This window comes from Butyricicoccus faecihominis, assembly GCF_014648015.1.
Taxonomy (GTDB): domain Bacteria; phylum Bacillota; class Clostridia; order Oscillospirales; family Butyricicoccaceae; genus Agathobaculum; species Agathobaculum butyriciproducens.
The window spans coordinates 1-11,735 of the sequence record NZ_BMQH01000024.1 but is presented as its reverse complement, the minus strand read 5'-3'; the positions used below and the strand labels follow the sequence as shown (position 1 = coordinate 11,735).

At 44.1% G+C, this 11,735-nt stretch carries 17 protein-coding genes; all 17 read left to right on the top strand.

All coding sequences use genetic code 11. The annotated features are described in order from the left end of the window. The first annotated feature begins 339 nt into the window (after nt 1-339). The 17 genes from IEY11_RS14390 (at nt 340) to IEY11_RS14625 (ending at nt 11,626) form a co-directional block, all read left to right on the top strand. Nucleotides 340-2,031, top strand: a complete 1,692-nt coding sequence (locus tag IEY11_RS14390) for a hypothetical protein (RefSeq protein WP_147331164.1) — start codon at nt 340-342, stop codon at nt 2,029-2,031. Nucleotides 2,032-2,083: 52 nt separating this feature from the next. Beyond that, a complete protein-coding gene (locus tag IEY11_RS14385; RefSeq protein ID WP_117492668.1) occupies nt 2,084-2,362 on the top strand; it encodes a type II toxin-antitoxin system Phd/YefM family antitoxin in 279 nt (92 codons plus the stop codon). After that, entirely contained in the window at nt 2,355-2,666 is a 312-nt protein-coding gene (locus tag IEY11_RS14380; RefSeq protein ID WP_117752371.1) for a type II toxin-antitoxin system RelE/ParE family toxin, read from the top strand. Before IEY11_RS14385 ends, IEY11_RS14380 begins: the two co-directional genes overlap by 8 nt. Before the next feature lie 106 nt (nt 2,667-2,772). After that, nucleotides 2,773-3,042 carry a type II toxin-antitoxin system RelB/DinJ family antitoxin gene (locus tag IEY11_RS14375; protein ID WP_117752372.1) on the top strand — a complete coding sequence of 90 codons (270 nt, stop codon included), beginning with the start codon at nt 2,773-2,775 and terminating at the stop codon, nt 3,040-3,042. Continuing rightward, nucleotides 3,035-3,313 carry a type II toxin-antitoxin system YafQ family toxin gene (locus tag IEY11_RS14370; RefSeq protein ID WP_117752373.1) on the top strand — a complete coding sequence of 93 codons (279 nt, stop codon included), beginning with the start codon at nt 3,035-3,037 and terminating at the stop codon, nt 3,311-3,313. Before IEY11_RS14375 ends, IEY11_RS14370 begins: the two co-directional genes overlap by 8 nt. Nucleotides 3,314-3,327: 14 nt before the next feature. Beyond that, the gene (locus IEY11_RS14365) at nt 3,328-3,876 is read left to right on the top strand and encodes a hypothetical protein (RefSeq protein ID WP_243022965.1); all 549 of its coding nucleotides are present in this window, start codon (nt 3,328-3,330) and stop codon (nt 3,874-3,876) included. Nucleotides 3,877-4,138: 262 nt separating this feature from the next. Further along, on the top strand, nt 4,139-4,567 hold the full coding sequence (locus IEY11_RS14360) for a helix-turn-helix domain-containing protein (protein ID WP_117752374.1): 429 nt from the start codon (nt 4,139-4,141) through the stop codon (nt 4,565-4,567). Between the two features lie 25 nt (nt 4,568-4,592). After that, nucleotides 4,593-5,021, top strand: a complete 429-nt coding sequence (locus IEY11_RS14355) for a hypothetical protein (RefSeq protein WP_117752375.1) — start codon at nt 4,593-4,595, stop codon at nt 5,019-5,021. A gap of 37 nt (nt 5,022-5,058) precedes the next feature. Beyond that, the gene (locus tag IEY11_RS14350; protein ID WP_147358607.1) at nt 5,059-5,868 is read left to right on the top strand and encodes a DUF6345 domain-containing protein; all 810 of its coding nucleotides are present in this window, start codon (nt 5,059-5,061) and stop codon (nt 5,866-5,868) included. A 1-nt stretch (nt 5,869) separates the two neighbouring features. Continuing rightward, nucleotides 5,870-6,784: a hypothetical protein gene (locus IEY11_RS14345; protein ID WP_117752361.1), complete on the top strand. Its 915-nt coding sequence runs from the start codon at nt 5,870-5,872 to the stop codon at nt 6,782-6,784. A 195-nt stretch (nt 6,785-6,979) separates the two neighbouring features. Further along, on the top strand, nt 6,980-7,408 hold the full coding sequence (locus IEY11_RS14340; protein ID WP_117752362.1) for a hypothetical protein: 429 nt from the start codon (nt 6,980-6,982) through the stop codon (nt 7,406-7,408). Nucleotides 7,409-7,433: 25 nt separating this feature from the next. Beyond that, nucleotides 7,434-8,216, top strand: coding sequence for a hypothetical protein (locus IEY11_RS14335; RefSeq protein ID WP_188886879.1), 783 nt, complete (start codon nt 7,434-7,436; stop codon nt 8,214-8,216). A 48-nt stretch (nt 8,217-8,264) separates the two neighbouring features. Next, nucleotides 8,265-8,996: a hypothetical protein gene (locus IEY11_RS14330; RefSeq protein ID WP_117752364.1), complete on the top strand. Its 732-nt coding sequence runs from the start codon at nt 8,265-8,267 to the stop codon at nt 8,994-8,996. 426 nt (nt 8,997-9,422) lie between these two features. Next, the gene (locus IEY11_RS14325) at nt 9,423-9,935 is read left to right on the top strand and encodes a molecular chaperone GrpE (protein WP_117752366.1); all 513 of its coding nucleotides are present in this window, start codon (nt 9,423-9,425) and stop codon (nt 9,933-9,935) included. 8 nt (nt 9,936-9,943) lie between these two features. Continuing rightward, nucleotides 9,944-10,267 carry a plasmid mobilization protein gene (locus IEY11_RS14320; RefSeq protein WP_117752367.1) on the top strand — a complete coding sequence of 108 codons (324 nt, stop codon included), beginning with the start codon at nt 9,944-9,946 and terminating at the stop codon, nt 10,265-10,267. Then, nucleotides 10,228-11,316 carry a relaxase/mobilization nuclease domain-containing protein gene (locus IEY11_RS14315; protein ID WP_117752368.1) on the top strand — a complete coding sequence of 363 codons (1,089 nt, stop codon included), beginning with the start codon at nt 10,228-10,230 and terminating at the stop codon, nt 11,314-11,316. The genes IEY11_RS14320 and IEY11_RS14315 overlap by 40 nt, the downstream gene beginning before the upstream one ends. Nucleotides 11,317-11,389: 73 nt before the next feature. Beyond that, on the top strand, nt 11,390-11,626 hold the full coding sequence (locus IEY11_RS14625; protein ID WP_147356956.1) for a hypothetical protein: 237 nt from the start codon (nt 11,390-11,392) through the stop codon (nt 11,624-11,626). Nucleotides 11,627-11,735 lie beyond the last annotated feature (109 nt).

The following is an 11,735-nucleotide window of genomic DNA, read 5'->3' as shown; positions in this document are numbered from 1 at the left end:
TCGTGCCGTTACTGTAAAATATGGACAAGCAAATACGGTCGAAAAGCGACCGATTTTTTTGTCGGGAAATAGGTGGAAAAAATATATTGATAATATAACGCCCTGATAGGGGGGCTGGCAGGGGTGCTCAGAGGGGGTCGGAGCTGGTCGAAAGGCGACCGATTTTTTTGTCGGGAAATAGGTGGAAAAAATATATTGATAATATAACGCCCTTATAGGGGGCTGGCAGGGGTGCTCAGAGGGGGGCCGGAGTTGGTCGAAAAGCGACCGATTTTTTTGTCGGGAAAAGGTAAAAAACTGTATTGATAATATAACGCCCTGATAGGGGGCTGGAGGTGCATGGGGATGTATGATATTTTAGGTGCTTTGAAAGCGCTGTTTGAGGAAGTTCACTATATGGACTTTTATCGGGACATCTTTCCGGAGGGCTCCTTTGAGGAGCGCGGTGAGTATGAGGACGGGAAATATAATGGTATAGCGATTGCTATTGAGAAAGGCAGCAAGCGTGCAAAGCGTATGACGATTACTGATGATCTTGATACGATTGCGGATATGGTTGGGTCACATGATTTCTGTCTTATGAGCCCGATCAGTTATGCAGGTAAGAGTCGGAAGTCCTCCAATGCTCGGTTTATGTATGCGTTGGCTATTGATCTTGATGGTATGACGGAGCGGAAGCATTGGGATTTTTTTATGGAGCAGATCAACCGTGGTCATGAGATGTTGCAGTTTGTTTGGGGTCTGCCGCGGCCTACGTATTTGGTATCTTCCGGCTCAGGTATCCATATTTATTATGTCTTTAAGCAGCCTATTCCGATGTTTAAGAACATTGTTGAGGAGTTGGAGAAGCTGAAAAGGCGGCTGACTTGGCAGGCATGGACACAGGGCGCGTCCTCGCTGCATGATAAGGTGCAGTATGAGAGTTTGTTTCAGGGTTTTCGTGTGGTTGGTACGATTACGAAAGATGGTGGTCGCTGCCGTGCCTTTTCGGTCGGTGAAAAGGTTACAGTAGAGTATTTGAATAAGTTTGTGCCAGAGGATCATCGTGCTGTGAGCTTTGTTTATAAGTCTGATTTACGGCTCGAAGATGCGAAGAAGAAGTATCCAGAGTGGTATCAGCGGCGTATTGTGGAGAAGCGACCGAGGAATACATGGACTTGTAAGAAAGCAGTTTATGACTGGTGGATTAGGAAGTTAAAAGAGGGTGCCGAACAGGGACACAGATATTGGTGTATTATGACTCTTGCGACATATGCGCAGAAGTGTGGAGTACCCCGAGAAACGCTCGAGGAGGACGCATACGGCCTTATTCCATTCATGAATACAAAAGGTGATGAGTTCACTGAGGACGATGTTATGCACGCTCTGGAGGCTTATACGGATAGCTATGCTACATATCCGATTGATACGATTGTGTGGCGTACCGGTATTCAGATTGAGAAGAACAGGAGGAATGGTCAGAAGCAATCTGATCATCTGGAGGAAGCAAGAGCAATTCGAGATATTCGTATGCGCCGACAGGGGCGTAAATGGACGGACGGTAATGGTAGGCCGGACAAGCTATCTGTGGTAGCTGAGTGGCGTTCTGAGCACTCAGAGGGGACGAAAGCGGAGTGTATCAGAGAAACTGGATTGAGTAAAAAGACAGTATATCGTTGGTGGGAAGAGGCCGGTTTAATGAATTTACGCGAATATACGAACAAAGAGAAGATGGTTCAGCTGTCTGGTGATGAGAGCCAGCGTAAGGCAGCTGAGATTGTGGCTGCGGTGACTGCGATTGCGAAGGAACGCGGGCTTTCGGAAGAAGAAGCCTATGAAGTGTTCTTGCATGGAAAGACCAGAAAAGAGCAGGTGCAGGAGCAGGAAAAACACATGGTTTTTGCGGAAAGTGAGGTCGATGCCGGGCTGCTGGTTGGGTGTGCGGCGAATGGTATTCGCCGGATCAACGTTATGCCGGACGATGAGTACATGAATTATTTAGCGACCGATTGCGTTAACGCTTTGTTTCCGCCCAAAACAGAAAATAAATGATGTTGATATTTTAGCATAATTACGCTAAAATAATAGTAAGGAGGTTGATGGTATGAATATGATTAGACCTGTATCGGATTTGCGAAATAACTTTGCGGACATTTCCAAAACAGTGCATGAAACGGCTCAGCCTGTGTTTTTAACCAAAAATGGGTATGGTGATATGGTCGTTTTGAGCATGGAAGCGTTTGAAAACTTGCAATTTGAAAGCGAGGTTTACTTCAAGCTGCAAGAGGCCGAGCGAGAGGCCGAGCTGACAGATCAGCGTTATTCCTCCAAAGATGTATTGAAAGCGATGAAAGCCGCTATTGGAGGGGAGCAGGGTGTATAAACTGGAGTACCTGCCTGTTGCCCAGCGAGATATGGTTGAAATCGTGCGCTATATCAGTGGAGAGCTGCAAAATCCTGCTGCGGCAGATCGTTTGGCTATGGAACTGGTGAACGCTGCGGAAAGCATACTTACATTTCCGTATGCGCTTCCGGCGTATCAACCAATCCGCCCGTTGAAGCGTGAGTATCGAAAAATCTTAGTGCAGAACTTTTTAATGCTCTATTGGGTGGACGAGGAAAAGAAGTTGGTGACAGTCGCTCGTGTGGTGTATGCTAAACGAGATGTTGCCAGATTGTTAGAGTAATAATCACAAGTAAATTTTATTTGCATTGCGCTTGCAACGCAAATAAATAAAGCATATAATATGGATGTAGAATATCAGTAATATGCTTTGAGGGGAGTGCTTTTATATGGCAACTAAGGGTAATATGACGCTTCGTATTGAACCGGAGCTGAAGAAGCAGGCGGCAGATTTGTTTCAGTCGTTGGGCATGGATTTGAGCACCGCTACGGGCATTTTTTACCGTCAGGCACTGCGCTATCATGGATTGCCGTTTGAAGTTCGTCTGGACGAGCCGAACGACATCACTTATGCAGCGATGAAAGCAGCGGAGAATGACGAAGATATGCACGGTCCGTTCGACAGTGTGGCAGATATGATGGAGGCCCTTAATGCTTAAACCGGAGTTTACGGGGCAGTTCAAGAAAGACTATAAGCTGGCGGTGAAGCGTGGCTGCGATCCGCAAAAGCTGAGTGCTGTCGTGGAATTGCTGTGCGAGGAGAAGCCTTTGCCGTCTGCCTACCGAGATCATGCGCTGACCAATTCGAAAAATTACAAAGACATGAGAGAGTGTCACATTCAGCCGGATTGGCTGTTGGTGTATAAGATTGAGCGCGACGCTCTGATCTTGAAGCTGATTAGAACTGGTTCGCATAGCGACCTGTTTTAAGGAGAGTGTGCCAGATGGCCAAAACGATCAAGGAAATTGCGGACGAATTGGGCGTATCAAAGACTGCTGTAAGTAAGCAAATCGCAAACCTTGGTTTGCGATCAAGTTTGCGAAAAAACGGAAACCAGTTTGCGATCGAAAACCAACAAGAAAAGTTAATAAAAATGGCTTTTCAGAAAAAAAGACAGCAAGAAATAGTGACTGAAAATTCGGTTAGCGATGAGCAATCGCAAACCAAATCGCAAACCACAAACGCCAACCAATCGCAAACCGCAAACCATGAAGTTTGCGATTTAGTTGGCGTTTTACAGACTACTGTTGATACGCTGCAAGCACAGCTGGCAGTGAAAGACGAGCAGATCAGAGAGTTAAACGCGAGGCTGGCGGAGTGCAGCACTGCATTGCTGGCAGCGCAGGAAACTGCGCGTGCGGCGCAGGCCCTCCACGCTGGGACAATGCAGCAGCAGCTTGCCGGTGGGGAAGATCGTGCATCTGCCGACGTGCCGGAGGATCGGGCAGCGCCGAAAGGACGGAGCTGGTTAAGCAGGTTCTTTAGGAGATAAAGGCTGTGAGAAGTAGATTATAGAAGTGGTTCAGACGGCTGTAAGCAATGATAATAAGCCCTGGTGTAGCACAAAACGCCAGGGCTTTTGCTGTATGTGTTTTGGACATTTAGAGTGGTTGATATTTACATATTTTAATGGAGATTGTATTATAATAGGTGAAATTTAGAGAATTGCATGAGATGCAATCTATAATTGCTCAAATGCAATCGTAGATTGGTTTATTTTAGTCGAATATGTGGGTAATATAGAGGTGTAATAAATGACTACAGCAGAGAAGTTAGTTCGCTTGAGAAAGGAGAAAGGTTTATCTCAGCTTCAGCTGGCTGAGGAGATCAATGTATCTCGTCAGGCTATATCAAGGTGGGAAATCGGGTTAGCGGTTCCCTCTCGGGAGAAACTCAGAGCATTGAGTGAGCTGTATAATGTATCCGTGGATTATTTGCTATCGGATAAAACGGCTGAAGATATGCAAAAAGTTTCTAAAACGGAAGATGAAGCAAAAGAAAAACCGTCAAACCATTTACGGGTGGGCCTAATAGCTTGCGTTGTAGTTATATTGCTGATTGTGGTGGGTGTTATGCTGCTGCATTTACATAACACTAATAAGCCGCAAAATGAAGTTCCAATTTCCGAAATGGAAACAGAAGAAGATGTCGTATTCTCTGGAGAGTTTTCGGTAGATTGGTAAGCGATTGTGAAGGGAAGTGGTAGCAATGAAAGTTAAGACAATTTTCGGCTCTATTTTGGCAGGAGTGCTTATCATTAATGGGGTCAATGTATCAGCTAATGCGGCTGATATTGCTCCCCAAAACGTTGAGCATCGAGATCATGTAATTGAACTGAGCCTTGGACGTGCATCGGGATCCTTTAATATGACGGTTCCTGCTAAATCTATTTTGCGGGCAGATAAGAGTTTCCCGTTAGAAGCAGGGGAAACTGTAACGATTAAAGCTACATACTCTCCGTTCTCTGCAAGCGTCGATTTTGGTTTGGTGGATAGCAAAGGTAAATTTCACTACTTAACCGTGAATAATGGCACCTTTGATAAGACCATTAAGGTTGATACCAGAGGAAATTATGTTTTTGCAGTGAGAAATAATTCTTCACAGAGTATTTCAGTTAGTGGTTATGTAAAATATTGAGATAAATACGGATGGAGTCTCATTATAGGCTCGAAGTATGACAACGTTACCGGTGAGAACAAAAGTAATAAAATCGCTTCAAGATCTTTGGAAAGTAGGTTTAGTTATGAGGGGAAGATTAAAAACCATCGTTTGTTCCCTTATGGGAGCAGTATTGATGATAGGATCCGCATCTGCGGTAACGGTGAACGGCTCCTTTTGTGGAATTAATGATTATCTAGATGAGCCCGATCGTGCTGGTGCTACATATGTTTCGAAATTAAATACCGAATTAGCTGTTGTATTTGGAAGTTCATATAACTACTCTGGAACATTGTTAAAGGACAGTCAAGTCACTGCGTCTGCATTAAAGAGCAGGCTGAATGCTTCACCGAAAACGATTTTTGCATTTTCTGGACACGGTTACGTGAATGGTCCGATGTCGTATGACAGCACAATTGTTCCGAAAGAGGCTATCCGAACACAACACCGATATGTGGTAATGTATTCATGCAACTGGATGACTAATAATGGATTGTCATCCGAGGTTACTCGAATATACAATACCTTTAATGGAACTCGTTTGCAATTGGGCTATGCATCTACGATGTATTTGGACAGCCGTGAGGGTTATATGTTTGGCCAAAATCTACAGAATCAGACTGTAGTGAACGCATTCCTAAGAGCGACTAGAGTCTACCAACCACAGCAAAAAAAGAACGATGTTATTGCACGTGTAATGGGATATACCAATGCCAAAAATGATTATATCACCACAACAAGCGCGGCACCATCTTATAGTAGCTCGAAAAATTCCTTTAGTATTATTGTTACAGAAACAATTCCACACACAGGAAGGAGCGTGTAGCATGAAAAATTTCGTTATTCAAAACCGTAAAATCTTTGTCACGACATGTGTCGCAGTGATGTTATGTGTCGTAACAGTCTTGCATTTTGCAGAACCGCAGGATGAGCAAATTCCGAAGTTAAATCTCCCTGCAGTTGGAAACATCGTAACAGCGAATACCCGTGTATCTATCGCGGATGCTGCCGAATCGGAGATCGACAACGCGAGCCAATCGTTGGCTGTATATCGTTTGAAACCGGTTAACATTAATCAGGAAAAGAAAAAAATCGAAGATTTATTTCAGGTGTCCTCATCTGATATAGGAACTTTTCCAACCGGAAATACATTATCTGATGGAACTACAGTTGGAATTGATGCGCAAACCGGCAGATGGTTTTATCAAAAACCAATCGACTTTGATGCAAAGGAAGGCACACTGTCGGACGCCGATGCCATCCAAATAGCTGAGCAGTTTATTGCGGACAACAATCTGTACCCGCTGCAGGAGCTAGGGGACGCGAAGGTTGGTACGACATCGACCGGGGATGCAACACAAGGGACAGAAGAAATTCTCAGAAAAAATGTATATTTCTACCCTGAGATTGCCGGAAAACCTGTATATGGAACATTTCGTATCTGCATTTCCGTATCAGGGACTGGAGAAATCGTTGGCGTTGACAAGTTTGCAAATGAATATACCTTGGTTGATGCTGATGTTGAAGGTAAGAACTATCATGAAGTAGCAACATCGCTGAGCGAAAATGAGTACACCCTAAATGCTGAAGTGGCTCCAAGCAGTATTTTGGTCGATTCTGTTTCTGATGCTTTCTACGCAGATCCAGAAAGTGAATATATCCAGCCAATTTACGTATTAGAGGGTTCCGAAGAAAACCAGACAGAAAAATACGACATTTGGATGGATGCACGATCAAACTAATTTTAGTGGGCCTAATAGCTTGCGTTGTAGTTATATTGCTGGTTGTGGGGGGTGTTATGCTGCTGCATTTACATAACACTAATAAGCCACAAAATGAAGTTCCAATTTCCGAAATGGAAACAGAAGAAGATGATGTTGTATTTTCTGGAGATTTTTCGGTAGATTGGTAGGCGTTTGTGAAAGGAAGTGGTAGCAATGAGAGTTAAGAAAATTTTCGGATCTATTTTGGCAGGAGTACTTATCGTTAGCGGGGTGGGTATGTCAGCTAATGCAGCTGATATTGCTCCGAAAAACGTTGAGCATCGAGATCATGTAATTGAACTGAGCCTTGAACGTGCTTCGGGGTCCTTTAATATGACGGTTCCTGCTAAATCTATCTTGCGGGCAGATAAGAGTTTCCCGTTGGAAGCTGGGGAAACTGTAACGATTAAAGCTACATACTCTCCATTCTCTGCAAGCGTAGATTTTGGTTTGGTTGATAGCAAAGGGAAATTTCATTATTTAACCGTGAATAATGGCACTTTTGATAAGACCATTAAGGTTGATACTCGTGGCAATTATGTATTTGCAGTGAGAAACAATTCCTCACAGAGTATTTCGGTTAGTGGTTATGTAAAATACTGAGTTTATAGACTATAGAGGTGTCTTTATGAAAAAAAAGCGAATTGGAATAATTGCGTTAATGCTTTCAAGTGCGCTCATCATTTCTGCATCGGCTACCATTAGCACTGTTTTCAAGTGCTCGGCGGCGGGAATTGATTATCAGGCATATTCGACATTAAATACGTCAAGCACTGCACCTAATAAATTAGCTGGAGGAGGAACAGTAGCAACTGTACGCAAAAATACTGTGCCAGCTGGCTATATGATGATTAAGTCTACAATTATGACTTCGAATGGCGAAGTAGTAGGCAGCTCTAGTTGGACTCAAAATACACAATATGCAAATAATTTGGTTTCTAACATTAGCTATGCTTCTTATGGAACAGAAACATATTACGGACAAGCCCTTCTGAAACTTTACGAAGGTGGAGAATATAAACCACTGACAGTTACCAGAACTCCATCAATGACAAAGCCAACTCGTTCGTCTATGGCGAATAATAATCAGGAAACACAAGATAAAGATGCTATTTTCGTAAATGAGAATGGCTATACAATGGGTAATGCCACTACTGAAGATTCTTCTGAGATTAGAGATTTAGATTTTTATTCCGCTATTGGTGTCAATGGTAAAAAAGGATATATTCGAGCAAGTGAAATGAATGGGCCGAAAACGCTTGATGAAGCCGCGACTTATGACGATAGCAGTAAAGATATCCCTGTATATGCATCTGATGGTGTCACGGTCATTGATACTTTCCATATTTATGGACCCGAAGAAAGTTCCTCGACTGATACTATGGTTGCAGCTACTTCGTTAACGGAATAAATTACAAATTTTAAGATTAGGTAAAATAGCATAGAAAGGAGCATTTTTATGAGGTCTAAGAAGAATATGATTAAACGTTTAGTATCGTTGCTGTTATGTAGTGCTATTTGCGTTGTTGCGGCAGCTGCAGCAGATAATTGGCAGTATTCTAAATGGACAGCAACCGTGACTGGCAAGAGCAACATTAAGTATCATAGTAGAACCGCAATAACGGCTTCTAAGGGATTAGTTCGTTCGACAGCAACCATACTGACTACGGATGGTACACAGGTTCCAGCAAATTACGTTAAAGCATCTGCAGAGCTTTATCGAGGCCAGGCATTAGCTTCGTATGGAGGTCCTGTGACCAATGGGGCCTTGAGCACGGGTGTGACCGCGACTACAGGACAAGCAAGTGGTCAGGGAAAGTATACAGCCGAAGGAACTACTTACTACATGGGTAGTGATGGAGCGATGAAGGAAGTTGAGTTGGAAAATGTAAGTTATACGATGTCTACTCGTTCTAATAGCGATGTAGGTTTAATTAGTGAAGAGAATCAGATTCATACTAATTCTGTCGGAGAAACTTATGGAGAAGCGATGGCTGTAAAGCATCTGAATGTAGACGTAGATTTAATCTCTGCCATTGGAAAAAATGGAGCAGAGGGCTACATTAAAACATCGGATCTTCCGCATAATATTCCGGATTATGTTCCGTATGACCATGAGATTCCGGTCTATGAAAATGATGGAGTTACTGTGATTGATTCGTTTTTCATTTCTTCTGGATATGCAAACTAGGTAGAATAGTCAGAGTATTGAATGTGTGACAAATAGAAAGAAACCCTTGAAGGGTTTCTTTCTATTTGTATAAGTTATGACTGTGTTCTTTCCTATCTGTCCAGAGAAACAGGGCGGCGATTACCATGCTGTTACAGCATACATTCCGAAAAATGAGCGTCAAGGGTGGTTCATATGAACCACCCTTGACGCTCGTTTTTCTCCATGTGTCGCAGCAGGCAGGAGGGCAATCTGCCGCACTGGGGCTTGCTACCGCAAGCCCATCTCCCACACTTGACAACGATATGCCAGCTATGTATAATGAGGGTGTGGGAGATATATTGCAAGCTACCTAAAGTGTTACCACTTTAGAGCTTGTGAGGGGGCTGCACCCCCTTCAATCCCCTGCTTGGAGAACGCCGCGAACGAAAGAAAGAGAGGTTTCCCATGTTGTACGAAGATCAGAAAAAAGAGATCGAAACCATCAAAGAGCGGACACTCGTTTTGAAATTGTCCGATGCTGATTGCGACCGCATTTTGCAAAAAGCCACCAGCCACAGCATGACGGTTTCTGAGTTGTTGGAGAGCTTCATCGGTGATCTGGTTGATGGCACTTTCACCAATGGTTCGGACGAACGCTATCTTGCCGAGGACTGGTTCAACCGCTGCGATTTTGAGTGTGATGATAAGAGAACGCTGCTGTGGCATTTGCTGGAGCAGAACGCAGACCTCGAAAATTTTATCGAACTCTATGAGGAGAACGAAGAATACAAATCGCACCCAGAGGAGTTTGAGGAGCAGCGTGAAGAATACGAAATGGAGCCAGGTGACACGTTCGATTTTGAAGATGAATTGCAGTATTGGCTGGACGATTGGAAGCCGAGCAAGTTGAGTATGGCCGAAGAAGTAGAAGCAATCCGAGATTATGTAGAGGCACTGAGAAAATTTAAGGGAGAATAACGGCGGTCATGGCAAATAAGAGTAGACCGAAGCAGCTCTCGTTCCGAGTTAGTGAGGAGGAATGGGAGCTGCTGCAACAGAAAATTTCTGAAAGCGGCATGAACCAGCAGCGGTACATTTTGTCCTGCGTGCTGGGTAAGGAGATTGTAAATACGGACGGTATCAAAGAGATCGTGCCGGAGCTGAAACGGCAGGGCACGAACCTCAACCAAATCGCCCAAAGACTTAATGAGCGCGGCTATATTGATTACAAAAAAGAATTGCCGACGGTATTAGATGAGGTGAAAATAGTATGGCAGTCATTAAGGCAGTATCTTCAAAAGCTGGGATAAACACAGTCCTCGATTATGTAATGCAAGAGGAAAAAACTGAACAAAAGTTGCTGAGTGGCTTGAATTGCGTTCCTGATACAGTTAAAGATGAAATGAGAGTTACGAAATTATTGTGGGATAAGGACGGAGGGCGAACCTACAAGCATTTTGTTCAGAGCTTTGCACCAGGCGAGAAGATAGATCCGGCACAGGCGCACCAGATCGCGTGCCAGCTGGCAGCCTCACGACCGGAGTGGCAGGACTTTGAGGTGTTGATTGCTACCCATGAGGACAAGGAGCATATCCACACGCACTTTGTGGTGAACAGCGTGAGCTATGTAGACGGCCATAAGCTCCAGCAGAGCAAGGCAGAGCTGCAGGCCATGAAAGATTATTCCGATCAGCTGTGTGCGAAATACGGGCTGCATATTACCGAAAAGGGAAAGACCTTTGATGGACAGGAGCGAGAGGAAACGGTAGCGTTCAGCAAGGACACCTATCAGTTGCTCAAAAAGGCCGAGCAGAGCGAGATAAAGAGCTATGTGCAAGATATTGCGCTGGCGATATTGGACTGCCGAGAACAGGCCACCAGCCGTACAGACTTTGTGCAGCATATGAATGAGCGAGGATACGGCGTAGACTGGCAGGACAGCCACAAATATATTACCTTTACAGACTTAAAACGGCAAGAGCAGGGCGAAAAGCAATGCAAAATCCGCAATAACAAGCTGGAGAAGTATTATAACATGGACTTTGGAAAGGAGAGCTTGGAACATGAGTTTGAGGGCAATGCACGAAGTCAGCAAACAGAGCAGCGTGCAAGAGAGCAGCTCGCAGCTGATCGAGGAGCAAAGACAGACAATCGAACAGCAGAAGCAGACAATATCGGAGCTTTCATCGCAAATATCGCTGCTCAAGTCGGAAATGCAGAAGCTAGCAGACAAGAACGCGCAGCTGAACGAAGTCGACGAAGTGCAGGAGATACAGAAAGAGAATGCAGAGCTAAAGAAGCAAAACGAGCAGCTGAAGCAAATATGCGCCGACACCGGAGAGATGATCTCGAACTTTAAGAAAGAAACGGAGAGGTTACAGAAACAAAAGAAACTGCTAATAGGCGTAGTAAACACTCTTATGGAGAAATGTATGGGAGTAACTGAGGAAACTCAAGATATTCAAACGAAGAAATCGTTTTTTGGACGAGTAAAAGGGTTAACGTGGGAGCGGTGGCAGCGGATAATAAATGCTGTGACCGCGTTAGGTGCAACGGTACAGGCGTGCAATAGGACATTAAAGGCACAACCTAAAGCAGTAGTAGAGAGAAAAAAGAGTATCCGAGTGCAGCTCCAAGAAATTAAAGAGAAACACGGCACGAGGGATTGACACCCTCGTGCCGTTACTGTAAAATATGGACAAGCAAATACGGTCGAAAAGCGACCGATTTTTTTGTCGGGAAATAGGTGGAAAAAATATATTGATAATATAACGCCCT